We start from the raw sequence: 25,369 nt of genomic DNA, 5'->3' as shown, positions 1-25,369 counted from the left end.
TCCTAGTCGTTCACCTTGAGCACGGCCAGGAAGGCGTCTTGGGGAATCTCCACCCGACCGACCTGCTTCATGCGTTTTTTGCCCGCCTTCTGTTTCTCGAGCAACTTTTTCTTGCGCGACACGTCGCCACCATAGCACTTCGCAGTGACGTTCTTGCGCAGTGCCTTGACGGTCGAGCGCGCCACCACCTGGCCGCCGATGGCTGCCTGAATCGCCACGTCGAACATCTGACGCGGAATCAGTTCCTTCATCTTCTCGACCAGCAAACGGCCACGGCCGTGAGCATGATCCCGATGGATGATTACCGCCAAGGCATCGACGCGGTCACCGTTGATCAACACGTCCAGGCGTACCAGCTTGGCTGCCTCGAAACGCTCGAAGTTGTAATCCAGCGAGGCATAGCCCTTGGAAATGGACTTGAGGCGATCGAAGAAATCCATCACCACCTCGGACATGGGCAACTCGTAGGTGAGCTGAATCTGGCTACCGAGGAATTGCATGTCGAGCTGGTTGCCGCGACGATTCTCGCACTCCATGATGACGTTGCCGACGAACTCCTGCGGCACCAGGATGCTGGCGCGCACGATCGGCTCGCGCATCTCTTCCACGTCGGCCATGTCGGGCAGCTTGGAAGGGTTGGAGACATAGCGGATGTCGCCATTCTTCATCGCCAGCTCGTAGACCACGGTAGGCGCCGTGGTGAGCAGGTCCAGGTCGTACTCGCGCTCGAGCCGCTCCTGGATGATTTCCATGTGCAGCGTACCGAGGAAGCCGACGCGAAAACCGAAGCCCAGCGCATCGGAGTTCTCGGGCTCGTATTCCAGCGACGCGTCGTTGAGCGCCAGCTTCTCGAGCGCGTCACGGAAGTCCTCGTAGTCGTCGGCGCTGACCGGGAACATGCCGGCGTAGACCTGTGGCTTGACCTTCTGGAAGCCCGGCAGCCGCGCTACATCCGGGGTCTTGGCGTGGGTGATGGTATCCCCCACCGGCGCGCCCTGGATGTCCTTGATACCGGCTACCACGAAGCCCACCTCACCGGCACGCAGAATATTGGTCTCCTTGCGCAGCGGGGTGAAGATACCCACCTCGTTGGCCTGCCAATCACGGCCGGTGGACTTGATGCGTATCTTCTCGCCCTTCTTCAGGGTGCCATCGAACACCCGAACCAGCGACACCACGCCCAGATAATTGTCGAACCAGGAGTCGATGATCAGCGCCTGGAGCGGTGCCTCCCGGTCCCCCTTGGGCGGCGGGATGTCCCGTACCAGGCGCTCGAGCAACCCGTCGATGCCCAGGCCGCTCTTGGCCGAGACCTGGCAGGCATCGGTGGCATCGAGACCGATAATCTCCTCGATCTCGTGAGCGACCTTGTCGGGATCGGCCTGAGGCAGGTCCATCTTGTTCAGCACCGGCAACACCTCGAGTCCCTGCTCGATGGCGGTGTAGCAGTTGGCGACCGACTGGGCCTCGACACCCTGTGCGGCATCCACGACCAGCAAGGCCCCTTCGCAGGCGTAGAGCGAACGCGACACCTCGTAGGAGAAGTCGACGTGCCCCGGTGTGTCGATGAAATTGAGCTGGTAGGTATTGCCATCCTGGGCCAGATAGTCGAGCGTGACCGACTGCGCCTTGATGGTGATGCCGCGCTCGCGCTCGAGGTCCATCGAGTCGAGCACTTGCTCCTTGAGTTCGCGCTCGGTGAGTCCGCCGCAGCTTTGAATCAAGCGATCAGCCAGGGTCGACTTGCCATGGTCGATGTGGGCAATAATCGAGAAATTCCGAATATATTTCAGCTTGTCGTTGCTTGCTTCGTTGCTCATCTAGCCCAATCCGGTGTTCGACACGAGCGCGGCAGCGGCGGAGTCATCGGCGCCCGCTATCGTCATGAGAATTCAATGGCCGGTATTGTACCGGCATGGCCATGGGTTGGACAGCACAGCCGCACGAGGCCATCAAAAACGCGAACACCTCCCGCCATGAGCAGGAGGTGTCCAGTCGTCGACCAGCGTCAGGTCGAATCAGCTGCGTGCCAGGCGCAGCGCCACGAACAGGGAGCGCCCCTCACGGTAGAGACGCACGGGGACGGCGCGATCGGTGGGCATTGAGTCGACCAGCTTGCGCAACTGCTCGGCATCCTCTACCGCATGATGATCGAGGCTGACGATCACATCGCCCGGCATGATGCCGGCCTCGGCGGCCGCGCCACCGGGAGCGATGTCACGCACCAGCACGCCGCTATCGATGCCAAGTCGCTCGCGCTCGGCCTCATCGAGCTCGGCCACGGCGATCCCCAGGCGCGCCTGGGCGTCGGACTCGCTGGAGCGCGCCTGAGCCGGTTCCTCGCTGTCGGGCCAGTCGCCGATGGTCACTGTGATGTCCTGGCGCTCGCCATCGCGCATGACAGTCAGCTCGGCATCGTTTCCAGGATCCACCCGGCCGATGAGTCGCGGCAGGTTGCGCGAACGCTCCACCTCCTCGCCATCGACCTCCAGCACGATGTCGCCCGCCTGCAGGCCTGCCTGAGCCGCCGGTCCCTCCGGATCGAGATCGGCGATCAGGGCGCCACTGGGGCTATCCATGCCGAATGACTCGGCCAGGTCGCGTGACACCGGCTGGATCATTACGCCGAGCCAGCCACGACGAACTCGGCCGTCATCCCGCAGCTGGTTGGCGACATCCATGGCCACGTTGATGGGAATCGCGAAAGAGAGCCCCATGAAACCACCGCTACGGGTGAATATCTGAGAATTGATGCCGACCACCTCACCGTCGAGGTTGAACAGCGGCCCTCCCGAGTTGCCCGGGTTGATCGCCACGTCGGTTTGAATGAAGGGCACGTAGGCATCGCGCGGTAGCGTACGGTTGATGGCACTGATGATACCGGCGGTCACCGAGTGGTCGAAGCCGAAGGGGGAGCCGATGGCGGCCACCCACTCACCCACCTGAAGCTGATCGGAATCGCCCATGTTCAGCGTCGGCAGGCCCGTGACATCCACCTTGAGCAGTGCGACATCGGTCTGGGTGTCTGCTCCAATCAGTTCGGCCTCGAGTTCACGGCGATCGTTGAGGCGCACGAGTATCTCGTCGGCACCCTCCACCACATGGGCGTTGGTCAAGATGTAGCCGTCTTCGCTGATGACGAATCCGGACCCCAGCGACTGCCGCTCTCCGCCTCGCCCGGGACCGCCCGGAGGCGCCGGAAGGCGGTCGCCGAAGAAGTGCCTGAAGATATCGGGAATTTCCTGTCCACCGAAACCCTCGAAAGCCTGCGAACGATCCGGTACTACCCGGGTAGTGGAGATATTGACCACACCCGGGGCGGCCTGCTCGACCAGTTCAGTGAAATCGGGAAGGTCACGGGCGAAGGCAGACTGCCACGACAACAGCACGGCCAACAGCAGCGTCCAGAGAGAGAACTGTCGCGTCAATGACATCATAAGAGCTCCTGCATCAGCTTTTACTTCGTCTCAAGCGGTAACTTTATCAAGCGGTACCTGCTACCAAGGAACCGCGCAGCGTTTTCAAGGTGACTCGTTCACCCAAAGAGGCCAGGACAAGTCGTGCATGCCCAGGTTCATTCCGGCGCCTCGCGCCAGACCAGATTCTCCGCCACCTGCACGAGTACCCGCGGGGGCAACTCACCCATGACGACGACCTGAAGGGGACGTTCTTCTGCCACCACATGGCGAACCACGGCGAGCGAGATCCCCAAGCGATGCAATCCGGGAATCAGGCGCTCACGCCCCTCCTCGATCGGCTCGACGAACAGGCTGAGCGTCGAGAGGCCATCGCTGTAAATGCGGTGTCCCAGCGTTTGCTCCTGCCGCTCGGCATCGCTAACGATCGGCTGATCAACGAAGCCTTCGGGCAGCCAGGCCGGAAACCATGACTGCTGTGGCGGTTCCCGGTAGGCATCCAGCACTACGTCCCCTTCATGCAACTGCGGCGGCTGAAGCTCGGTGAGCTGGAACGTCTCCACGACGCGCCCGCGGTCATCGATCAGTTCGCGCTTCAACGGCAGAGACGTCTGGGCATCGAGCCACAGGCGTTGGCCGAAGCGCATCCCGTCGAGCGGTTCGATATCGAGTCGCACCGCACTGCGATTGGCAATACGCTCGTCACGCCCCATGGAGAGTCGGTAGTACTGGTCGATGTGTCGTGCGATACCTACCGGGGAGGCCGGCGCGCCTTCATCGGCACTGGACCAGTTCATGCGGCCGATCCGCCCGTGGCGCTCGAAGAAGACCGGAGGCCCATCGAGGAAGCGCGCCACTTCACGCTCGACTCCATCCTCGATGTCGCGCGAGAGCGCCAGCGTACGCACACCATCGATACCGATACGAACGGCACGCGCCTGGAATTCGAGACAATGGCTGGCCCACAGGCTGCGCTCGAACCACTCCAGCGGCGATTCGGGCTGCTCCCAATCCGTCAATTGGCGACAGTCGAATCGCTCGGCATAGGCCTGCCCTGTCGTAGACTCGGCCAAGGCAGGCGACAAATGGGCCAAGAGCGCAGCACCGCTGAGTAGGGCCAGGCGCTTTGTGAAACGCCCGCCCGACATCAGCGCTGCCCCAATGACTCGTTACCGGAACCGCGCAGCAAGGGCATCCATACGTCGCCGCTGCGATAGGCCGCGCCTTCGGCATGACGATCGAGATAGGACTGGAGCAAACGCGCCTGCTCCTGGTCGGAGCGCTGTGACTGACGGGGATTGGGCGTCATGAACAAGGGGGAATCGAAGCTGGCCCCTACCGGCATCACGCCGGACTGTCCGTTCGAGCCCGCCGGAGAGAACAGCGGCATGCCGACGGGCATCGCCTGGCCACCGCTCCCTGCCTGTGCCGCAAGGCTCGGCTGCAGCTGAGCGGAGGAGGAGCGCGACTCACCATCGGCCAGTTGGGCATTCCCAACCGGGTTAGCGAAATCGCTGCCCTGATAGAACTGCACCCCACTGATCACCATCAGGGTGACCGCGGCGGCAATGCCAGCACTGCGGGCAAAGGGATAGGAGCGGCGCGGTGCGATACGCGACTCTTCCACGAGCGGCGCCGGCTCGGCTTCGAGCCTGGCCATGACCCCGGCCGAAATGTCCGTACTGACATCGATGTCATGATCCCTGCGCAGCAGGCTGCGCATCAAGTGATAGCGCCGCCACGCTTCCACTGCATCCGGCTCGCCCTCGAGCGACTTCAGCACCCGGCGCAGCTCGAGATCATCACCTTCGCTGTCCATCAGGGCAGAAAGCGATTCCCGTGCATTCTGACTCATTCCTAACACCCCCACATCGGCAAGGCGCCCTGCCTCGCTATCAATGATTCCCGGCATTCCCGACCGCACCCAACCGGAATGCCGACAGCCCATGTTGTCGCTGTCATACAGCAGTCAATGCATCAGACGTCATCGACGCGAGACAGTTCAGCGTCGAAGCAAAAACAATGTCGAAAGCTTCACTCCGTTAACGATTCTCGGGTCCGCGACGTCGCCACCAGTGGCTGAATGTGTTGGTCCACCGCCTCCCGTGCACGGAAGATACGTGAACGCACCGTTCCCACCGGGCACTGCATGATGTTGGCAATATCCTCATAGGAGAGCCCATCGAGTTCGCGCAAGGTGATTGCCGTGCGCAGGTCGTCGGGAAGGTTCTCGATTGCTTCGAACACGGCGGCCTCGAGCTGATCCCGAGCCAACGACGATTCGGGTGTCTCGATATCGGCCAGACGTCCACTATGGTCGAGGATCTCGGCATCGGCGATATCGAGATCGCTGCCGGGAGGCCGCCGCCCTCTCGATACCAGATGATTCTTCGCCGTATTGATGGCGATGCGGTACATCCAGGTATAGAAGGCACTTTCTGCGCGAAACTTGCCCAATGCCCGATAGGCCTTGATGAAGGCTTCCTGGGCCACGTCCTGCACTTCGGCATGATCCTGTATATAGCGTCCGATCAGCCCGATGATCTTGTGCTGGTATTTCTTGACCAGTAGATCGAAGGCACGCGTATCGCCCTTCTGTGCACGCTCCACGAGCTGTTGATCGGTTTCCCGGTTACCCATTCATGCTCTCCCCGGCAGGGAAAAACCCTGAAGCGGGATAAGCAATGAATGCGTCGTTAGGTAGTCTGCATGCATGGTATCAACCTGGAGCCCGTTGGCCGCTGTAAGTCCCTGGACGTCATCGTCCGTTCCGACAAGTGTTCCTGTTTCTTGGCCTCGCATCAAGCCGGCCGCCATGCCGCCGCGCTGTAACAATCCCATGGCCATGGGGTTCCGTTGCGATTGCTGATTTCTGCCTCGGCGGGTGTATAGTAGTTCATCTTCTCGCCATCAACGCATCACGACACAGGTAGCAACATGTCAGATCAGCAGGTCAGCAACCTCAACGTCTTGTCCCAAGACGTACTGATCACCCCCGAAGCCCTCAAGAACGAGATCCCCCTCAGCGGAATCGCAGAGAGAACGGTGATCGAGGGACGCCAGACCATTCAGAACATACTCGACGGGACCGACCCCCGGCTGCTGGTAGTGATCGGCCCCTGCTCGATCCACGACGTCGATGCTGCCCTGGACTATGCTCGCCGGCTGCGCGACCTGGCCGACAAAGTGCAGGACTCTCTCTATATCGTGATGCGCGTCTATTTCGAGAAGCCACGCACCACGGTAGGCTGGAAGGGACTGATCAACGACCCGCACCTCAACGGCTCGTTTGAGATCGAAGAAGGCCTGCACATCGCACGCAAGCTGCTGGTGGATCTGTCCGAACTCGGCCTGCCGCTGGCCACCGAGGCGCTGGACCCGATCTCGCCCCAGTATCTCCAGGATTGCATCAGCTGGTCGGCGATCGGTGCCCGCACCACCGAATCGCAGACCCACCGCGAGATGTCATCCGGCCTCTCGAGCCCCGTCGGCTTCAAGAACGGCACCGACGGCAGCCTCGACGTAGCGATCAATGCCCTGCAGTCGGTGTCGCACCCGCACAATTTTCTCGGTATCAACCAGAGCGGCCAAGTGGCGATCATCCGGACCCGCGGCAACGCTTACGCCCACGTGGTTCTGCGCGGGGGCAACGGCAAGCCCAACTACGACAGCGTCAGCGTGGCCCTGGCCGAGCAGGAGTTGAAGAAGGCCGGCATCAAGGCCAACATCATGATCGACTGCTCCCACGCCAACTCCAACAAGGATCCGACGCTGCAGCCGCTGGTGCTGGATAACGTCACCAACCAGATCCTCGAAGGCAACCGCTCGATCATGGGACTGATGGTCGAGTCCAATCTCGGCTGGGGCAGCCAGAAGATTCTCGACGACCATAGCCAGATGCAATATGGCGTCTCGGTCACCGATGCCTGCATCGACTGGCCCGCCACCGAGGAGACGATGACGCGAATGGCGCAGAAGCTGCGTCCGGTGCTGGCCGAGCGACGCCAGGACTGACATCGATCGTTTTGGCAAAAGCCCCGCCTCGCTGCGGGCCTTTTTGCTGAGCACCTGGCTACCGCTCAGGCACCGTCGATCTCGCGACGAAACGGGGGCAAGGCATCGAGCAGGGCCTGGCCATAGCGTCGGGTGAGCACGCGACGGTCGAGCAACGTGATGCGCCCCTGGTCGGACTCCTTGCGAATCAGTCGCCCGCATGCCTGAACCAGCTTGATCGAGGCGTCGGGAACGCTGATGCGCATGAAGGGATTGCCGCCCCGGCTCTCGATCCACTCGGCAAGCGTCGCGCCGACGGGATCGTCGGGCACCGCAAACGGCAACCGGGTGATGACCACGTGGGTCAGGTAGTCGCCGGGCAGATCGATGCCCTCGGCAAAGCTAGCCAGGCCGAAGATCACACTGCCCTCACCGGCATCCACCCGCGCCCGGTGGCGCTCGATCAACTCGCGCTTAGGTAGCCGGTCCTGCGCCAGCACTCGATCACGCCACTGCCCAGGAAGCGCCTTCTCCACTGCTCGCAACTGTGCACGTGACGAGAACAGCATCAGCACCGCCTCCTTCTCGCCGAGGCCGGCGACGAAGTCGATGATGGCGCGCTCATGCCCATCGCGGTCGCCCGGGTCGACGGCCTGTCGCGGCACGCTGAGCACCGCACGGGAATAGTCGAAGGGGCTAGGCAGGCGCTGATAACGATAGCGGTTGGCCAGGCCGGCACGCTCCTGCAGGCGCTCGAAGCGACCCAGCGCAGTGAGCGTGGCCGATGTCACTACGGCCCCGAAACAGCTGCCCCACAGAGTTCGAGCCAGCGTCGGCGCAGCTGACACGGGGCTCGCCGAGAAGGTCAGTTCGGGATCGGCACCGAAGCGCTCCAGCGTCAGCCAGCGCGCCCGTGGCGGCTCGCCATCGATATCCGCTTCGGCATAGGCCTCCCACAAGCCGTGGGCTTCCAGCGCCCGACCATGCAGCAGCGCCAGCAGCGGCAGCCAGGCCTCGGCCTGCTCACGCGGAAGTCCGGTGTGCTTGTCGGGGTCGAGACTCTCACGCAGGATGTCGCTCATGGTTTCGAGCGTACGCGAAAGCTCGGCGAACCCCACCACAAGGTTGCCGGCGTGCTCGCGCAGGGCATCGGGTGTCCGCCCCATCTCGAAGCGATACTGGTGGCCCTCCTCGCCCTCCTCCAGCCCATGCTGACGCCCGGCCAACTGATGGCCCAGCGAGAAGGCCTCACCCAGGCGCGGCTCGAGTGCCGCGATGGTCTCCGGCAGGCCGGCCAACAGCCGCGCCAGCGTCGGTTGTACCGCCAAGGCCTGGTTGAGCTCGGTCAGCGATTTCTTCAGATTGCCCAGCCAGCGCAACGCACCGTTGATGCCCACACGATGGGCGAAGTGGTTCAGCGCCTTGTCCGGCAGATGGTGACCTTCGTCGAAAACATAGATGCAATCTCCGGGAGGCGGCAGCACCACACCACCGCCCAGAGAGAGATCCGCCAGCACCAGGTCGTGGTTGGCGACGATGATGTCGGCACTCTCCAGGTCACGACGAGCACGGAAGAACGCGCAGGCAGCGAAGTGGCCGCAGCGACGGTTGGTGCACTGGCGATGATCGATGGTCAGGCGCCGCCAGTCGCTATCTTCGATCGAATCGGGCCAGCTCTCGCGGTCTCCCTCCCAGCGGCCGCTGCCGTAGGCGTCGGCCATCTCCTGTACCAATGCCTGAAAGTGGTCGCCGCCGCCCTGCGCCAGACTCTGCTCGAACAGTGACAGGGTGGGGTTACCCTCGACGCCATCGAGCGCTTGCTCCAGGCGCGTCAGGCACAGGTAGCGCCCGCGCCCCTTGGCCAGGGCATAGTCGAAATCGAGGCCGCTGTGCGCCTTGAGGGTCGGCAGGTCCTGCAACAATACCTGCTCCTGCAGCGCGATGGTGGCCGTGGCAATCACCAACCGCTTGCCCTTGGCCTTGGCCACGGGCAGCGCCGCCAGCAGGTAGGCCAGGGTCTTGCCGGTACCGGTGCCGGCCTCGAGCACACAGACATGCTCGTCGGAGACCCGTCGGCCGGCGTCGTCGGCCTCGATGGCGCCCAGCGTGCGGGCGATCTCGGCGATCATCAGCCGCTGGCCGTAGCGTGGCGTCAGTCCTTGAGCCTCGAGCACTCGGCGATAGGCGGCCTGTATCTCGCCCTTGAGGGCCTCGTCGAGCATGGGCGTTACAGCAGCCCCTCGGGCGGATGCACGCAGGGCAGCTTGTCCTGAATGTAGCGCTCGATTTCCGGCAGCGAGAAGGCGTCCTCCTCACCGACGAAGCTGATCGACACCCCGGCAGCCCCGGCGCGGCCAGTACGGCCGATGCGGTGGACGTAGTCCTCCGGGTCCTCGGGCAAGGTGTAGTTGATCACGTGACTGACATCCTCGATATGGATGCCGCGTCCCGCCACGTCGGTGGCCACCAATACCTGCACCTCGCCCTCGCGGAAGCGCTCCAGCGTCTTGATGCGCTGGTTCTGCGGCACGTCGCCGGAGAGCATGGCCACATTGATGTCGGCCTTCTTGAGCAGCCCCTCGAGCTTGCGCACCAGGTCGCGGCGGTTGCCGAACACCATCACCCGGTCGAAGTTCTCCTGCTTGAGCAGGTTGACCAGCAGACGCGCCTTGTCGTCATCGCCGACCATGTAGACGCGTTGATCGATGTTGGCCTTGTTGTCGACCGTGACTTCGATCTCGACGTGGGCCGGCTCATGAGTCCACTGGCTTGCCAGGTTGAGGATGTCGTGGGAGAAGGTGGCCGAGAACAGGAAAGTCTGGCGCTCTTCCTTTTTCGGCGTGTGGCGAATGATGCGCTTGACGTCGGGGATGAAGCCCATCGACAGCATGCGGTCGGCTTCGTCGAGCACCAGCACCTCGACCTGGGTAAGGTCGGCGTCGCGTTTCTCGTGGAAATCGAGCAATCGTCCCGGCGTCGCTACCAGGATATCGACCTTCTTGCCCAGTTGCTCACGCTGCTTCTGGTAATCCATGCCGCCGACGACGCTGGCCACGTTGAGATCGGTGAAGCGCGCCAGAGCCTTGGCGTCCTTCTCGATCTGCAGGGCCAACTCACGGGTCGGGGCCACGATCAGCGCACGCGGTGCGCCGGGCTTCTGACCTTCGGGCGTCTCTTCCTCGAGAAAGTAGGCCATTATCGAGATCAGGAAGGCGGCGGTCTTGCCAGTACCCGTCTGGGCCTTGCCGACCACGTCGCCACCCAGCAGGGTGTGAGTCAACGCCTCGGCCTGGATCGGCGTGCAGTACTCGAAACCCAGGGCATGAATGGCGCGCATCAGCGGCAGGGGTAAATCGAAGTCGTGAAAGCGCCACTTGCCCGCCACGGGTGGCACCTGAAACTGGCGCAGGTCCCAGCTCGACTGGCGGCGCCGAGGCTTGCGACGACGACGCTTGGGCTTGCGGTTCTCGGCCGGGGCTGTGGTCTGTTCCGACTCGCTCATAGGCTATGTATCACGTCCGTAGCAATGGATGAAGGAAACACTGCACGAATGCTTGCGCGACCGAATCGCTGCATTGCGCTTCGACTCGCTCGTCGATTCGTTCAGCGTTTCCTGAACTTCGTACAGCCGCATATTGTACCAGCCTATGGCGCCGAGGGCGCGCCTCTTGCATTGGACTGGTAGAATGGCGCTTTGCTGCCACTCGACACCCCATGGAGCCAGGCCCGATGACACGCCGCAAGAAGACACGCTCGCTGGCCGACAAGGTGACCATCCGCACCGGCAAGCGCAAGGACTACAAGAAGTGGCGCCATGAGAACCCCGACCAGGTGGTCTCATCGCGCCGTTTCACCCAGAAGAAGCGCCAGCAGCGCAAGCTGCAGGCAGAGCGCAAGCTGGCCCGGCAGGAACAGGGTGCCAGCATCGCCATTCACCCTGAACGCAATGACACACCTACCGAGGAGCGCGACGAGTGATACGCCTGGTCTCGTTCAACATCAACGGGCTGCGCGCCCGCATGCATCAGCTCGAGGCATTGATCGCCACTCACCAGCCGCTGGTGATCGGTCTGCAAGAGACCAAGGTTCACGACGACGAGTTTCCTCGCGAGGCGGTCGAGGCCATGGGCTATCATGTCCACTACCACGGCCAGAAGGGGCACTACGGCGTCGCTCTGATGTGCCACAAGGCGCTATGCCCCAGTGGGCCGGAAGAGGTCTTTTTCGGCCTTCCGGGCGACGGCGAGGAGTCCCAGCGGCGGTTGATCGGCTTGCGGCTGCGTACCGCCGATGGTGAAGCACTGACCGTTTGGAACGGCTACTTTCCTCAGGGCGAGAACATCGGCCACCCCACCAAGTTCCCCAACAAGCGTGAGTTCTACGCTCAGCTGATCCAGCTGCTGCGCGACCAGCACCGCCCCGACGAGCGGCTGGTGGTGATGGGGGATTTCAACATCTCCCCCGAGGACATCGACATCGGTATCGGCGAGGCCAGCCGCAAGCGCTGGCTGCGCGAGGGCAAGACCAGCTTCCAGCCCATCGAGCGGGAGTGGCTCGGCACACTCAAGGCGTGGGGGCTCAGCGACAGCTATCGGGTGCGCTATCCCGAGGTGGACGACCGCTTCAGTTGGTTCGATTATCGCTCCCGCGGGTTCGAGCGCGAGCCCAGGCGCGGCCTGCGCATCGACTACATCCTGGTCACGCCACCGCTGGCCGAGCGCGTTCGCAATGCCGGCATCGACTACGATCTGCGCGGCATGGAGCGCCCTTCGGATCACGCTCCGGTATGGACTGACTTCGAGGTCTAGAATCTCATGCCTCGTCCCGTTGGGAGCTGCTGCTCCTAGCGGGCCGAGAGCCAGCCCGGGTCTACATTCTACCCGTTGCCTTGCGCCTGCTGCATGGCCTCCCGGGCCAGTTCGAGCCGTCCCCAGGCGTGCGCCAGCAAGCCCAGGCGCCGCCAGTCCTTGCCGCTATTGCTGCGTTCGGCGACAGCGCGCCAAGCCTCCAGCGCCCGCTCGCGATCGCGGGCCTCTTCCCAGGCGCGAGCCAGCAGGCGACGATTAACCAGAGAATTGGGCAGTGTCTCGTCGGCTAGCGCCGCCTCCAGGTACTCCGCCGCCCGGGCCGGGGTACCGGCGGCCAGGTGCAGTTCGATTCGTTGGCGCAGGTCTTCCTCGCCAGCCAGCACCCCCAGTTGCCAACCGGCCTCCCAGATTGCAACGGCCCGTTGCGCATGGCCGAGCCCATGGGCCAGCGCCGCGGCTCGCCGCCACGCTTCGGTGTCAGATTGCTCGTTCAGTGCGGCTTCCAGGCTTGCCAGCGCCTCCTCGCCACGCCCGGCTCGCTGAAACACGGCGGCAGCCAGCGCCTGACGGCGTTCGCTCGGTTCCGGATTGTCGGCCAGAGCACGATCGACCCAGCTCGCCGCCTCCTCCCAGCGCTCCAGCTCGGCCAAGGCGCGGGCCAGGCGCCAACGGTCGTCCACGCTGCCTTCATGCCGCTCATGCCACTCGAGCAGCAGCCTTACCGCCTGTTCGGCCTGCCCTGAGGCCAGACGCAGCCTCGCCTCTTCGTGCAGCCATCGATTACGCTGGGACTGCGGCGCCTCTTGGATCCGGCGAGCCTCGCGCAGGTGGTCTGCCGCCGCTTCGTGCCGCCCCGCGCCGGCTTCGCCACCGGCCGCCAACTGACGATAGAGCGCGCTGGCCCAACGGTCGGCGGCATTTCCCCCTTCGAAGCGGCGTGCCTGTTCGCGGGCTCGCTCACTCACGCTGTCGTGCTCGCCCTGCTGCAGCTCGCGCTGGAGCCGCTCGAGGTCGGCGATGACGTCGCCGGACAGCGCCGGTGTGTCGGCCAGCGCCGGGGCAGCCAGCAGCCATCCGACACAGGCCAGCATGCAGATCACGATACGAACCGTCATATCATCACCTCAACTGGAACTCGAGGCGCTGGCGAGCGCGGCGCACCCCATTGGCCGGCTCGAACTGCCAGCGCGCCACGGCCTGTTCGGCGGCCGAGTCGAAGACGTTGCGCGGCTGCGATTCGGCGACGCGGATCGACGAGCGATCGACGCTACCGTCGGGGCGAATCTGGAACTGCAGCTCGACGTGCCCTTCGAGACCGCGACGCTGCGCACGGGAAGGATACTCCGGCGGTACGCGGCTGGTCGGGGCGATCTGCCCCACATCTACCGGCCCCTGCTCGGCGGGAGCGGCCTGCTCGGCTGGTGGCTCCGACACGGCGCTCGGCGCCGCTGTAGACGGGCTCGGCGCGGGCGTCGCCTCGGGTGTCGGTTCCACGGCCGGCTCGGGTTCGGGCTGCGGCTGAGGAGCCGGCTCGGGAGGCGGTTCAGGCTGCGCTTCGCCCAGCTCGGGCAGGCTGGTGTCGAGCTCAGGCGTTTCCGCCGGCTCGGACGGTAGCTCCGGCTCGGGCATGGCGATGCTGCTTTCCACCGGGGGCAGCGGCTCCGGCCGTGGCGGAGGCGTCGCCTCAGCTTGCGGTGGCGGTGGCTCGGCGCTGGGCTCGACCACTTCCTCCTCCACCCATTCGGGGGCCTCGACCACGCTCATCGTCATGCTCTCGTCGATCACGTCGAACTCCTCCTCCGGTGGCGTGACCAGCAGCCCCAGCAGCCAGAACAGCAGCAGCGCCAGGGCCACGCCACCCAGCGAGGAAAACGAAATGCGTGTCACGGCCGGCTCCGGCTGGCGGCTACCGCTACCTGCTCCACACCGGCCTCGCGGATACTATCCATGACTTCGATCAACAAGCCCGTCGTGGACTCACGGTCGGCCTGGATCACTACCGAGCCGTCATCGCTCACCAGCCCGGCCACCTCGCCACCGACACGATGCAGATCCACCGCGCGGCCGTCGACCCACACGGACCCTTCGGGGGTGATGGCGACCATCACCTGAGCATCGGGCCGCGGCGAAGTGGCACTCGATTCGGGCCGCTCGATCTCCACCCCGCTCTCCTTGATGAAGCTGGTGGTGACGATGAAGAAGATCAGCATGATGAAGACGACGTCCAGCATCGGCGTCAGGTTGACTTCGCTGGCTTCGCCATCCTCGGCGCCAAGGCGGCGTCTACGCATCGTTATCCTCCACGGCGCGGGCCAGGCGGTCGTGAAGCCGCTGATCCTCGCGTCGAATGATGTGCTCGAGGCGGCTGGTGAAAAGCAGCCCTACCACCGCCACCGCCATACCGGTCAGAGTGGGTAGGGTGGCACGTGCCACGCCATCGGCCATGGCTCGAGCCTGGCTGGTGTCGGTCATGGCCAGGCTGTCGAAGACGGCGATCATGCCCGTCACGGTACCCAGCAGGCCCAGCAGCGGGCACAGCGCCACCAATAGCCGGAGCCACGGCAGCGGACGCCGCAGGCGCCCGATCAACTCCCGCGCCCAGGCTTCGCGCAGCGTCAGCGCACTCCAGCTCAGGTGGTCCTGGCGCGCCGCCCAGCGGTCTATCAGGGCTCGCCTGGCCCGGCGATAGGTGATGCGGAAGTACCACACCCGCTCCAGCGCCAGGCTGAACAGCAGCATCGCCACCAGGGCGATCACTACCAGAACCGCCCCCCCTGCCTCGACCAGGCGTTCGAGCGGTTCAAGCCAGAGCGGGATCACGGCGCGCGCTCCCGGTAACGCTATCGGGCCCATGCGGACGCTGCTCGAGCTGCTCGGCCAGCGCCGCGCTCGCCTGCCCCTCGACCAGGCCCGCCAAATGTCTGCTGCGGCCCGCCAAAGCGGTATGGGCGAAAAGCAGCGGCACGGCGGTAATCAAGCCCAGCACGGTGGTCACCAACGCCTGGCTGATACCGCCGGCCATCAGTTGGGGATCGCCGGTTCCGAATACGGTGATCGCCTGGAAGGTCACGATCATTCCTGTCACGGTACCCAGCAACCCCAGCAGCGGCGCCACGGCAGCCAGCAGCTTGACCATCGGCTGGCCGCGTTCGAGGCGCGGCAGCTCGGCAAGCACGGCTTCATCGAGGCGGGCTTCCAGCGCTTCCGGCACGGGGTCGTCCTGCAACGCATGGAAGCGCTGCAGCACGCGTCCGAGAGGGTTGTCTTCCCGCAGCGTACCGAGATCGCGCAGCTGACGGCGCATGGCCAGGCTCACTTTCAACAGGTAGGCATACTGAAGCAGCGCCACCAGCAGGCCGATGGCGCCCAACCCGACCACCACGTAGCCCACGGCCCCACCTTGATGGAAGCGCTCGAGCAGGCTGGGTCGCTGGGCCAAGGCCGCCATCACCTCTCCGCGGGTCGGGTCCAACGACAATTCACGCGATTCGCCGGCATGGAAAGCCGCCAGACTGCCGGCTACTTTAGGCGGCGTGCGCTCGACCACCGACAGCGCCTCGCCGTCAACACCACGCCGCAGCAGGTGGCTATCGGTAAAAGCGGCGAAGTCACCCAGGCGCACGACTTCACGGGGCAGGATTTCACCGCCGGCATTCGCTACCGGCGCATCGAAGCGGACCACGCGACCGGTGTCGACGGTCAGCGCTATCAGGCTGTCGGCAAATGCCTCCAGTTGTTCGAGCTCGAGCACCTCGGCGTCGTCGACGCGCGGTGGCAGTACGGCACCGCCAATGAGCAGCCAGCTGTCAGCCAGGCTGTCGCGCAGCTCGCCGCTGTGCCGTTTCAGCGAAGCCAGAATCGCCTCGAGATCGTCGCCCTGTTCATCCTGGCGCGCTTCGAGCGCTTCGGCTCGCGCGGCCTGTTCGCGGGCCCTCTCCTGCAATTCTGCGTTACGCGCTTCGGCCTCGGCATGCGAGGCCCGCACCTCCTCCAGAGCCGCCTCGAGCGCCTCGCGATCCTCGACCAGCTCGGCCAGACGCGCGCGGTCGCGGCTCTCGGCGGCCTCGCGCTCGGCACGCAGACTCTCGAGCGGGTCCGACTGGGCCAGGGCCAGGCTTACGCTCAACCAGAGCGCTGCCAGCAAACCCACAGCAAAACGTGTCGCTCTCATGTGTCGTCCTCCGCCGACTCGAGCGGCTGCGATAGCGGCACGCTGAGCAGTTCCGGTGCACGGCGATCGCGAGCAATGCGCAACCCATTGCGGACATTGCGTCGCTGGTCCTCGTCAAGCGCTGCCCAGCTGCCCGCTTCGGCCAGCCACACACGTCCGGCGCGGCCGTCAGGGGTGAGGTAAAAGAAGCCCACCCGCCCCAGACGCAGATAATCGACCTCGCGGCGCGACTCTCCTTCGCCGAGATAGCCGCGCCAGGCATCGACTTCGCGCCCGTACTCAAGTTCGGCGCGCCAGGCCTCGACGATTCGCTCCCAACGCTCGGCGGAGGACAGTTCACCGGCTTGGGAGCGCAGGCTGGCGACTCGTGCCAGACGCTCCTCGCGCAGGAAAGGCATGTCGTTTTCGACCCACTGCTCGAGCCGTTCGACCATCCGCTCCTGTAGCTCCGGCAAGGCGTCGCGCGTCTCTTCCAGGGTATCCAGGGCCTGCTCGCGGCGGCTCAGGGCACCCGTCTGCCGCTCGATTCGCGGGGCGAGCGTGGCGTTCTCCCGCGCCAGGCGTCGTTCGGCGCGCTCCAGCTCGCGTAACTCCTCGAGCATGGCACGCATCTCGTCGTCGGCTGCATCGATGCGCGACTGCAGCTCGGCCTGGCTGTGCTGGGCCTGCCTGGCTTCGTCGCGGACATCCGGGTCGGCAAGGGCCACGGAAACAAGGCCCAGCCAGAGAAGGCTCATGATGCGGAGGTGGCGAAACGGTCTCACTGGCTGACTCCCGAGACGTGAATGGCGAGCGGTCGCCTTGGGTTGGGCGGCGTCAGATGATGCCACTAATGATAATTGTTATCAATACACCAGGCCACACCTCCACATCCAATTCTCCTGGCTGAGGCTCCCCAGGCTGACTGTGGTCGAACATGAATTGCGTAAAGAAATGTGCGCTTTTCTTGCCAAAGCGAAACGAAGCGAAGCGGTACATTCACCTTGTCCTGCCCGAAAGAAAGACCCCAGGGACGACGATGGGCAACTGATTGCCCGGCCATGCAACGCGAATCCTCATTGCTCAGCATGTGCTCTTCTTCTGCCGCAGCCGACACCACTCCGCCTTTCTACGGCGGCCTGCTTACTTGATCCAGGCGGTAGCACCATGCGTTCCTTCATCCATGCCTCTCTCAGCAGCCAATGGAATGGCGGCTTCGTGATGGAAATCTTCATCACCAACCAAGGAACCGAATCGATCGTCGACTATCGGGTCGAATTCACACTGGACGGCACCATTACCGATATCTGGGATGGCGTAGTCGACGCACACAGCAGCGATCGCTATGCCATCATCGGCGATGACACCGACAACGATATCGCCCCGGGCGAGACCGTGCGATTCAAGTTCAAGGTGCTGACCGAGAGCGGCATGATGCCTTCCGAGTTGACGGTCAACGGCGCCACTCCCGAGTTTTCCCCCGAAGCGGAAACGCTGCTGGTCGCCGAGACCCAGTCGGTCGAATCCAGCCCGTTCGACGACAATGGTGAAGCCACCGTCGGCCCCGAGACCACTGCCGCCGAGCTGCAAGCCCTGATCGATGCTGCCCCGGAAGGTGCCGTTCTGCACCTGACCGCCGGCGACTATCGATTCGATGCCATGATCAGCGTCTCGCGCTCTGACATCAGCATCGTGGGGGCCGGGCGCGGCGAGACGCGCATCACCTTCACCGATGAAGTCCTCGCCTCCGGAAGCTCACATGCTTTCCTGGTCGAGAGCAAGGCGACCCAGTTCGCCGGCTACCTCGAGCAGAATACCGCCATGGGCGACGACACCCTCTCGCTCAAGACCGACCATGGCCTGCAAGCGGGCGATATCGTGCGCATCTGGCAGGACAACACGGAAGAGTACTTCGCCGAAATCGGCGATACCTCCTGGCAGAAACTGAATGCACCGTTGCGCACCAGCATGGCCACGGTGGTTGCCGTCGACGGCGGTACCGTCACCCTCGACCGCGGCGTACACTTCGGTTTCGATGGCGGCGCGGCCAAGGTACAGCGCTACGACGCGCTGGAGAACGTGACCCTGCAGGGCTTCACGGTGGGCTATGAACTGGGCCCCGCTGACAAGGCCGATTTCAGCAACACGCTCTCCGACCTGACCAATTACCAGGCGATCAAGCTGAACGGCACGGTGGGTGCGCAGGTCAGCGACATCGAGGTGATCAATGGGCCCTCCACCGCCTTCGAGTTCGCCCTCTCCCTCGACCTGCATGCCGACTCGCTCGGTGCGCACGGCGCCTTCAACAAGGGCAGCGGCGGCAACGGCTACGCCTTCGAGCTGCGCGAGAGCTACGACGGCAACTTCACCCAGCTCGAAGACACGGGCATGCGTCATAGCGTGCTGTTCTCCTCGTGGCGCTCCTCGGTGGGAAACGATATTCATGTGCGTGCCACCGACCGCGACATCAACTTCCATGGCGGCCAGGATCACGGCAACACGGTGCATGTCGAACAGTCGATTCGTGACGCCGATGCCGACGGCCTCTCACCTGTGTTGTGGTACAACGATGGCGGCGAGACCTTCGGCGCTATCACCGAGGCCGGCGCCAACCAGATCCGCTTCGATTATGTAGTCGGCTCACGCCGCGATGACGAAATACATGGAACCGACGACGGCGTCTATCTCGACGGAGCCCTGGGTCACGATACGCTGATCGGCGGTGCCGGAAACGACATCCTGCGCGGCGGCCTGGGCAATGACGTTCTCGAGGGTGGTGCCGGCCTCGACACCGCCCACATGGAGCAGAACTACGACGCCTATACCGTTCGGTTCGACGGCGACGGCAGCATCCAAATGGCGGGGAGCGGCGGAGACACCGATACATTGATCGGCATCGAAAGGGTGCTGTTCGCCGATGGCATCGTGCTCGATATCGCAACGCGCACGCTCATGCAGGGTAGCGTGCCCGTGGCGCCTACTCCCGAGGAGATCCTCACCCCTCCCGAGCAGGAAACGGCTGCCGACGAACCCGTAGCCGAGGAGGAGATCGTAGCATCGGAACCTATCGAGCCGACGCCGGAAACCAGCACTACCGAGTCCATCACGACGACCGAGCCCAGCGAAGCGGAGAGCGCAGTCGACACCTCGACTCCGGACTCCTCCAAGCTCGACGTCGGGCTGGCCGTGGTCAGTCGTTGGTCGGGTGGCTATGTGATGCGTGTAGAGGTCGCCAACCATTCGAACAGCGACGTAGCCAGCCCCGAGATAACCTTCACCCTGCCCGCGGAAATCACCACTTTTTACGGCGCCACCCTGCTGGAGCGTGACGGCGACACGTATCGGATCGCCTACGATGGCGGTGATGCACTCAAGGCGGACAGCGCCATGCGCTTCTCCTTCAAGGCCTACGCGCCGGTCAGCGAACCCCCGACCTCGCTCGCCCTGAACGGTACCGAACTAACGCTGCACCCGGAGGCGCTGGTTGTCGGCGAAGCGGCGGATCCCGCGCTGCTCGCCGCGCTCGATCCCGCCCCCACGGCGGCGGATTTTCTGGCGCTCACCAGCAATATCACCAAGACCTGGTCGGGCGGCTACATGTCCGAGTTGCTGGTCACCAACACCTCGGACGTCGTCATCGAGCAACCATCGGTGAGCTTCAGCCTGCCGGGGACCATCACCGATATGTGGAACGGCGAATATACCGCAACTGATGAAGGCTATATCGTGAACGCTATCAATGGCGGCACGGCGCTGGACCCCGGCGAGACATGGCGCGTCTCCTACAAGGTGCGCGACGACAGCGATGCCCTGCCCGAGAACCTCAACGCCGAAGGCGAACTGGTTGGCGTACCCACCGTGGAGGACGATGGGCACATCGGCGCCGAAAGCGACGACGCCCTGCTGGGCACAGCGGCCAGCGATACCCTATACGGTGGCCTGGGCAGCGACAGCCTGACCGGCAACGAGGGCGGCGATCGCTTCGTCTACCTCTCGACCTTCGAGTCCACGGCCTTCGATAGCGACATCATTCTCGACTTCGATCGCGCCGAGGGTGACCTGGTCGACCTCTCTGGCATCGACGCCGATCTTGCCACCGAAGGCGAGCAGGCGTTCGCCTGGGTCGGCAACGCCGCCTTCAGCGGCACCGCCGGCGAGTTGCGCAGCGAGGGCGGACGGGTCCAGGGCGACGTCAATGGCGACGGTGTCGTCGATTTGCAGATAGATGTCCTGGGTATAGACAGCGTGCGCGCCGAAGACTTCATGCTCTAGGTAACGCGACTCGCAGTCGCTTTTCACGCATACACGCCCGGCCATGTGTCGGGCGTAGTTATGAGGCGATAGGTGGTAGAGAGAGTATGGCAGGAACAACAGAGGCCCACTCCGTAGAGCAGGCCCCGAGGTTAGACGAAACGCTAGGTCAATAACGCCAAGTCAAATTAGCCATGACGCTGCGCGGCGCACCGGAAAAGGCCTGGTCCCACTTAAGGCTCGTCAGGTACTCCTCGTCGGTCACGTTGTTGACGTTCAAGGAAGCCGTCAGGCTCTCGTTGATATCGTAGCTGGCCATCAGATCGACCAGAGTATAGGCATCCTGATGCGTCTCGCCAGGAACGTAGTCACGCTCGCGATGGATGTCGTCCTGCCAGCGCACTCTCGCCCCAACCTTGAGCTGTGGCATGAACGGCAGGCGATAACTAGTCATCGCACGCAGAATATTTCGAGGGATATAAGTATTTGTCGCCTCCCCCTCGGCATCCTCGATCTCAAGATAGGTATAGCCGACGCTGGCCTGCCAGCCCTCGGCGAGTTCGCCTGCCAATGTCACCTCGACGCCCTCGCTGGTGATGCCGTCGCCGCCCGTGTAGATCGACGTGCCATCGGGCAAAGTACCAGCCGGCTGGGCTACGTTGTTCTGCTCCATGCGGAACAGTGCCAAAGAGGCATCGGCCCCGCCGTTGAACAGATCTGCCTTGATGCCGACTTCCTGGGCCACGCCGTCGATGGGGTCAAGATAGTCACCGTTGCGGTCGATCTCGGTCTGTGGCTGGAAGATTTCTGTATAGCTGGCATAGACAGACGCTTCATCAGTGATATCAAAGATTAGGCCGGCATAGGGCGTCAGAACGCTGTCATAAGTCGTATCCTGCGAGCTGCCGTACTGTTCCCCGACGGTGTCTAGCCAGCTAAGTCGCGTACCCACGACACCCGTCCAACGATCGGCGAGATCCAGTTTAGCGGCGCTGTAGAAGCTTCTTTCCTTCATCGTTGCATCGTTATCGAACGACGGTTCCCCGAAGCTAGGCTCGGGGTAATCGCCATCCCAACCATCCAACGGAGGCAAACCTTGGGATGCCGTATCATACAGAGAACTCTGCTGGTTGCGACTCTGACTCCAATCACTGCCCAGAACAAGTTGATGAGTCCGGCCCAGCAGGTCGATGTTACCCTTGGCGTGCAGGTCGGCAATCCACTGCTCCAAGTGACGATCGTACTTGCTGATGTAGAGCTGGCTGGCATCGACGCGGCCTGTCGCGGCATCCGGCACGCCATATATATAAAACAGCTGGGTATCCGAGAGCATATCCAGATGCGTCACGGTGCCCTTGAGGGTCCAGTTCTCGCCCAGCTCCTGAGCCAGCTCCAGAAAGCTGCGTCGCGTTTCCACATCCCAGTAGGACCAGTCGGGAGCCGACGAAGTGGAAACATCATAATTGGTAGGATTGCCCGCCGAGTCGTATAACGGCAATGAGCCCCACATGTTGCCGTCGGTATCGTTCTGCTGCCAGGTATGCCCAGCAGTCAGCCGGGTAGAATCAGTGATATCCGCTTCCAGCACACCGTAGAGCAGTCCACGCTCGCGACTCAGGCGATCCAGATAGGAATCGGCTTGCAGACCCGAAGCCACCAGGCGCCCCCTCACCTTTCCCTCGCTATCGAGCGGCCCAGCCACGTCCACGTCTAGACGTCTTTGTTCCCAACTCCCCAAGGTACCCGAGACGGAAGCCTGGGGCGTATCGGTCGGACGCTTGCGTACGAAATTGACGGTAGCTCCAGGGTTACCCGAACCGGATATCAACCCCGTCGCACCGCGCACCATCTCGACACGGTCGTAGATGACGGTGTCCATGTCTCCATGGACGTTGTTATACGGCATCGGCACCCGCAGGCCATCGACCTGGAAGTTCGACACTTCAAAGCCGCGAGCCGTGTAGTAGGTCCGATCCGTCTCCAGCCGCTCCACCGTCACACCGGGGGTGCTTTCCAGCACGTCGTTGACGGTATCGAGCTGGAAATCATCCATTTGCGCTCGCGTCACGGTCGATACCGACTGCGGCGTCTCACGTGGCGTCAGGTCAAGGCGGGTCGCAGTGCTGGTGCGCGGTACCCGGTAGCTGTCGGAGCCCTCGGTGACGAGAGACAGCGCCTCGGCCTCGACGGTTATGGTTTCGAGTTCATCAGCGGATGCCGATGATTGGTCTACATCCTGAGCCAGCAATACAGGCGACATCGCCATGAGGGTTCCAACGGTAGCCAGACCCAAGGCCTGACGTATGGCCTTAGAAAGAGGATCGAGCTCTCTGGAATTCAGAGCAGAATAATGCATTTAGAGTTAGCCTCAAAAGGAGAACGGGATCAAATGATAATGAGTATACTTAATCTTACGCAAGAGATTCTCATTTCAGAAATCAATGAGACCGCATGCCTTTTGAGTTGAAATATCAAATGTTAAACATTATCATTCAACAGCTACACCAAGGCTCCGCCCGAAGAGCCGGACGGATCAAGCTCATTCTATAAGCAAGGGTCGATATACGATGACACACAAGACGCACATCGCCTGGCTGGCGCCGGTGATGCTCGGCTACGCTCTGCCGGGGATGGCATTCGCCGAGGCCGATGGAACCAACGCCTCCAGCGATCTCTCTCCACTGGTCGTCACCGCTACACGAAGCCGCAGCCAGGCCGGCGAGACGCCTCAGAAGGTCACTGTCATCACCCGCGAGCAGATCGAGCAGCAGCTGGCGATTACCCGCGACCGCGGACAGATCCTGGGTAACCTCATCCCCGGCTACTCCCCCAGCCGCCAGAAGATGACCAACTCCGGCGAAACCTTTCGCGGCCGTGCCCCGCTCTACATGATCGATGGCGTGCCGCAATCCACGCCCATTCGCGACAGCGCCCGCGAGAGCTACACCATCGACCTCGACATGGTCGAACGCATCGAGGTGATTCATGGTGCCAGTGCCGAGCACGGCCTGGGCGCCACCGGCGGCATCATCAACTTCGTCACCAAGCGCGCCGAAGGTGGCGGTATCGATCATCACGTTTCGAGCCAGACCACGTTTGACGACGAGCTCGACTCCGAAGGCCTTGGGCATCGTCTGGGCTATCGCCTCAGCGCACAACGTGGTGACTGGGATTTCATTGGCGGTATTACCCGCCAGGAGCAGGGGATATTCCGTGATGGAGGCGGACGCAATGTCGGCATCGATCCGATCCAGGGTGAGATCCAGGATTCGACCAGCTACGACCTCTTCGGTAAGCTCGGCTACTGGATCGATGACGAGCAGAACCTGGAGTTCTCCCTCAACCGCTTTGAGCTGGAGGGCGACAACGACTATGAGCCCGTGGTGGGGAATCGGGTGGATGGCATCCCGACCAGCGCCGAGCGCGGCTCGCCTGATGGCGAAGCGTCTTACAATGAATCCACTACCGCTCAGCTCACCTACCGACACGGCGACTGGTTCGGCAACGAACTGGATGCCAAGGTCTATCACCAGCGCTTCCGCGCCCAGTTCGGCCCACATCCCACGGCCTTTCCCTACCAAGATGACCAAGGCAATAGTCGGCTCGATCAAACCCGTAACGAATCCGACAAGCTGGGCGCCAAGTTCACACTGAGTCGCGACGGCTTGTTCAATGACCGCGTGTCGCTGGCCACTGGCGTAGACCTGCTGCAGGACGATACCCAGCAGAGGCTGGTACAGACCGATCGCAGCTACGTACCCGAGACCCAGTTTCATAATGCTGCAGCCTTCCTGCAGGGTTCGCTGGAAGTAATCGAGCCGCTGACGCTTCATGCCGGCGTTCGCTATGAGCATGCCCAGCTAGACGTCGATACTTACCAGACAGTCGACAGAAGTGATGTTCAACAGGACGCGGTCACCGTTGAAGGCGGCAAGCCGAGCTTCGACGAGACGCTGTTCAATTTCGGACTGGTCTATCAGGCCACCGAGTCGGCACAACTGTTCGCCAACTATTCCGAAGGCTTCGGCATGCCAGACGTGGGGCGGGTATTACGAGGCATTTCCAGCGAAGGACAGTCGGTCGATACGCTGCTAGAGTTGACCCCCATCGTCACCGATAATCGAGAGGTCGGTGCCCGCTTCGACTGGGGGCGTGCTCGTTTGGAGCTGAGTTACTACGAGTCGGACTCTGACTTGGGTGAACGCCTCCTGCAGGACGAAAGCGGCGTATTCGTCGGCAACCGGGAGAAGACCGAGATCCGTGGCGTGGAGCTTGCTGGTGACTTCGACGTGACCGATACCCAAGGCCTGCGCCTTACTTATGCTCGTAACCGGGGCAAGTCGGACACTACCGGTGATGGCCAAGTCGATACCGAACTGACCGGCCTGAATATCGCTCCCGAGCGCCTTACCTTCGGCTGGAGTGCCGCCTGGAGTGATGACCTCTCGACCCACCTCCAGGCAAGTCACTTCTTCAATCGAGACTTCAACGACCAGCAAAATCCCGATCTACGTCGCTTCAACGGCTATACCCTATTAGATGCCTCGCTCGGCTATCGTCTGCCCGTGGGCCAGCTCTCATTGGGTGTTGAAAACCTCACCGACAAGGAATACATCACCTATTATTCTCAGACTGCCCGCCCCGGCGACGATCAGTACTTCGCCGGCCGCGGCCGCACTTTCACACTCGGCTACCAGCTCGATTTCTGATCGCCTGCCCCGCTGAGGTCTGGCTTACTGCTTGACGGCGCC

General features: G+C 63.0%; 19 protein-coding genes. 5 read left to right on the top strand and 14 right to left on the bottom strand.

Translation table 11 applies throughout. The features are described 5' to 3' along the window. Window positions 1-2 precede the first annotated feature (2 nt). The 5 genes from lepA to rpoE form a co-directional block, all read right to left on the bottom strand. Window positions 3-1,820 (bottom strand): translation elongation factor 4, encoded by a 1,818-nt coding sequence (lepA, locus tag HNO52_RS08060; RefSeq protein WP_197568631.1) that lies wholly within the window; start codon window positions 1,818-1,820, stop codon window positions 3-5. Window positions 1,821-2,018: 198 nt separating this feature from the next. Beyond that, window positions 2,019-3,437: a DegQ family serine endoprotease gene (locus HNO52_RS08055; RefSeq protein ID WP_197568630.1), complete on the bottom strand. Its 1,419-nt coding sequence runs from the start codon at window positions 3,435-3,437 to the stop codon at window positions 2,019-2,021. 137 nt (window positions 3,438-3,574) lie between these two features. Further along, on the bottom strand, window positions 3,575-4,564 hold the full coding sequence (locus tag HNO52_RS08050; protein ID WP_197568629.1) for a MucB/RseB C-terminal domain-containing protein: 990 nt from the start codon (window positions 4,562-4,564) through the stop codon (window positions 3,575-3,577). Further along, a complete protein-coding gene (locus tag HNO52_RS08045) occupies window positions 4,564-5,271 on the bottom strand; it encodes a sigma-E factor negative regulatory protein (RefSeq protein WP_197568628.1) in 708 nt (235 codons plus the stop codon). The genes HNO52_RS08050 and HNO52_RS08045 overlap by 1 nt, the downstream gene beginning before the upstream one ends. A gap of 179 nt (window positions 5,272-5,450) precedes the next feature. Then, window positions 5,451-6,056, bottom strand: coding sequence for an RNA polymerase sigma factor RpoE (gene rpoE, locus HNO52_RS08040; protein ID WP_197568627.1), 606 nt, complete (start codon window positions 6,054-6,056; stop codon window positions 5,451-5,453). A 297-nt stretch (window positions 6,057-6,353) separates the two neighbouring features. Here rpoE and HNO52_RS08035 point away from each other — a divergent pair, with 297 nt between their 5' ends. Continuing rightward, window positions 6,354-7,430 carry a 3-deoxy-7-phosphoheptulonate synthase gene (locus tag HNO52_RS08035; RefSeq protein WP_197568626.1) on the top strand — a complete coding sequence of 359 codons (1,077 nt, stop codon included), beginning with the start codon at window positions 6,354-6,356 and terminating at the stop codon, window positions 7,428-7,430. Between the two features lie 65 nt (window positions 7,431-7,495). On the opposite strand, the gene dinG is transcribed toward HNO52_RS08035, so the two are convergent. Next, window positions 7,496-9,631 (bottom strand): ATP-dependent DNA helicase DinG, encoded by a 2,136-nt coding sequence (gene dinG / locus HNO52_RS08030; RefSeq protein WP_197568625.1) that lies wholly within the window; start codon window positions 9,629-9,631, stop codon window positions 7,496-7,498. A 5-nt stretch (window positions 9,632-9,636) separates the two neighbouring features. Next, on the bottom strand, window positions 9,637-10,911 hold the full coding sequence (gene rhlB / locus HNO52_RS08025) for an ATP-dependent RNA helicase RhlB (protein ID WP_197568624.1): 1,275 nt from the start codon (window positions 10,909-10,911) through the stop codon (window positions 9,637-9,639). 227 nt (window positions 10,912-11,138) lie between these two features. Between rhlB and HNO52_RS08020 the strand changes: the two genes are divergently transcribed. Continuing rightward, window positions 11,139-11,387, top strand: a complete 249-nt coding sequence (locus HNO52_RS08020; protein WP_197568623.1) for a hypothetical protein — start codon at window positions 11,139-11,141, stop codon at window positions 11,385-11,387. Continuing rightward, window positions 11,387-12,217, top strand: a complete 831-nt coding sequence (gene xthA, locus HNO52_RS08015; protein ID WP_197569144.1) for an exodeoxyribonuclease III — start codon at window positions 11,387-11,389, stop codon at window positions 12,215-12,217. The genes HNO52_RS08020 and xthA overlap by 1 nt, the downstream gene beginning before the upstream one ends. Before the next feature lie 68 nt (window positions 12,218-12,285). Here the strand turns inward: xthA and HNO52_RS08010 are convergent, their stop codons facing one another. The 6 genes from HNO52_RS08010 to HNO52_RS07985 are packed head-to-tail and all read right to left on the bottom strand — an operon-like array spanning window position 12,286 to window position 17,152. Next, the gene (locus HNO52_RS08010) at window positions 12,286-13,332 is read right to left on the bottom strand and encodes a tetratricopeptide repeat protein (protein WP_197568622.1); all 1,047 of its coding nucleotides are present in this window, start codon (window positions 13,330-13,332) and stop codon (window positions 12,286-12,288) included. A gap of 4 nt (window positions 13,333-13,336) precedes the next feature. After that, window positions 13,337-14,104, bottom strand: a complete 768-nt coding sequence (locus HNO52_RS08005; RefSeq protein WP_197568621.1) for an energy transducer TonB — start codon at window positions 14,102-14,104, stop codon at window positions 13,337-13,339. After that, entirely contained in the window at window positions 14,101-14,508 is a 408-nt protein-coding gene (locus HNO52_RS08000; RefSeq protein ID WP_197568620.1) for an ExbD/TolR family protein, read from the bottom strand. Before HNO52_RS08000 ends, HNO52_RS08005 begins: the two co-directional genes overlap by 4 nt. Further along, entirely contained in the window at window positions 14,501-15,070 is a 570-nt protein-coding gene (locus HNO52_RS07995) for a MotA/TolQ/ExbB proton channel family protein (protein ID WP_197568619.1), read from the bottom strand. The genes HNO52_RS08000 and HNO52_RS07995 overlap by 8 nt, the downstream gene beginning before the upstream one ends. After that, window positions 15,018-16,388, bottom strand: coding sequence for a MotA/TolQ/ExbB proton channel family protein (locus HNO52_RS07990; RefSeq protein WP_197568618.1), 1,371 nt, complete (start codon window positions 16,386-16,388; stop codon window positions 15,018-15,020). Before HNO52_RS07990 ends, HNO52_RS07995 begins: the two co-directional genes overlap by 53 nt. Then, window positions 16,385-17,152 (bottom strand): DUF3450 domain-containing protein, encoded by a 768-nt coding sequence (locus HNO52_RS07985; protein WP_232090644.1) that lies wholly within the window; start codon window positions 17,150-17,152, stop codon window positions 16,385-16,387. The genes HNO52_RS07990 and HNO52_RS07985 overlap by 4 nt, the downstream gene beginning before the upstream one ends. A 382-nt stretch (window positions 17,153-17,534) precedes the next feature. Between HNO52_RS07985 and HNO52_RS21220 the strand changes: the two genes are divergently transcribed. After that, window positions 17,535-20,639, top strand: coding sequence for a cellulose binding domain-containing protein (locus tag HNO52_RS21220; RefSeq protein ID WP_197568617.1), 3,105 nt, complete (start codon window positions 17,535-17,537; stop codon window positions 20,637-20,639). 148 nt (window positions 20,640-20,787) lie between these two features. Here HNO52_RS21220 and HNO52_RS07975 read toward each other — a convergent pair whose 3' ends face one another. Next, window positions 20,788-22,884 (bottom strand): TonB-dependent siderophore receptor, encoded by a 2,097-nt coding sequence (locus HNO52_RS07975; RefSeq protein WP_197568616.1) that lies wholly within the window; start codon window positions 22,882-22,884, stop codon window positions 20,788-20,790. Window positions 22,885-23,185: 301 nt separating this feature from the next. On the opposite strand from HNO52_RS07975, the gene HNO52_RS07970 reads away from it, so the two are divergent. Then, window positions 23,186-25,327, top strand: a complete 2,142-nt coding sequence (locus tag HNO52_RS07970) for a TonB-dependent receptor (protein WP_197568615.1) — start codon at window positions 23,186-23,188, stop codon at window positions 25,325-25,327. Window positions 25,328-25,369 lie beyond the last annotated feature (42 nt).

The organism is Halomonas sp. MCCC 1A13316 (assembly GCF_014931605.1).
GTDB lineage: Bacteria > Pseudomonadota > Gammaproteobacteria > Pseudomonadales > Halomonadaceae > Halomonas.
Note: the sequence above shows the minus strand (reverse complement) of the source record. Positions and strands in the feature narration are given on the sequence as shown.

What these genes read in the sequence shown, in the direction of transcription:
- lepA (WP_197568631.1), bottom strand. Translation starts at nt 1,820, where the DNA reads ATGAGCAACGAAGCAAGCAACGACAAGCTGAAATATATTCGGAATTTC.
- HNO52_RS08055 (WP_197568630.1), bottom strand. Translation starts at nt 3,437, where the DNA reads ATGATGTCATTGACGCGACAGTTCTCTCTCTGGACGCTGCTGTTGGCC.
- HNO52_RS08050 (WP_197568629.1), bottom strand. Translation starts at nt 4,564, where the DNA reads ATGTCGGGCGGGCGTTTCACAAAGCGCCTGGCCCTACTCAGCGGTGCT.
- HNO52_RS08045 (WP_197568628.1), bottom strand. Translation starts at nt 5,271, where the DNA reads ATGAGTCAGAATGCACGGGAATCGCTTTCTGCCCTGATGGACAGCGAA.
- rpoE (WP_197568627.1), bottom strand. Translation starts at nt 6,056, where the DNA reads ATGGGTAACCGGGAAACCGATCAACAGCTCGTGGAGCGTGCACAGAAG.
- HNO52_RS08035 (WP_197568626.1), top strand. Translation starts at nt 6,354, where the DNA reads ATGTCAGATCAGCAGGTCAGCAACCTCAACGTCTTGTCCCAAGACGTA.
- dinG (WP_197568625.1), bottom strand. Translation starts at nt 9,631, where the DNA reads ATGCTCGACGAGGCCCTCAAGGGCGAGATACAGGCCGCCTATCGCCGA.
- rhlB (WP_197568624.1), bottom strand. Translation starts at nt 10,911, where the DNA reads ATGAGCGAGTCGGAACAGACCACAGCCCCGGCCGAGAACCGCAAGCCC.
- HNO52_RS08020 (WP_197568623.1), top strand. Translation starts at nt 11,139, where the DNA reads ATGACACGCCGCAAGAAGACACGCTCGCTGGCCGACAAGGTGACCATC.
- HNO52_RS08010 (WP_197568622.1), bottom strand. Translation starts at nt 13,332, where the DNA reads ATGACGGTTCGTATCGTGATCTGCATGCTGGCCTGTGTCGGATGGCTG.
- HNO52_RS08000 (WP_197568620.1), bottom strand. Translation starts at nt 14,508, where the DNA reads ATGCGTAGACGCCGCCTTGGCGCCGAGGATGGCGAAGCCAGCGAAGTC.
- HNO52_RS07995 (WP_197568619.1), bottom strand. Translation starts at nt 15,070, where the DNA reads ATGGGCCCGATAGCGTTACCGGGAGCGCGCGCCGTGATCCCGCTCTGG.
- HNO52_RS07990 (WP_197568618.1), bottom strand. Translation starts at nt 16,388, where the DNA reads ATGAGAGCGACACGTTTTGCTGTGGGTTTGCTGGCAGCGCTCTGGTTG.
- HNO52_RS21220 (WP_197568617.1), top strand. Translation starts at nt 17,535, where the DNA reads ATGCGTTCCTTCATCCATGCCTCTCTCAGCAGCCAATGGAATGGCGGC.
- HNO52_RS07975 (WP_197568616.1), bottom strand. Translation starts at nt 22,884, where the DNA reads ATGGCGATGTCGCCTGTATTGCTGGCTCAGGATGTAGACCAATCATCG.
- HNO52_RS07970 (WP_197568615.1), top strand. Translation starts at nt 23,186, where the DNA reads ATGACACACAAGACGCACATCGCCTGGCTGGCGCCGGTGATGCTCGGC.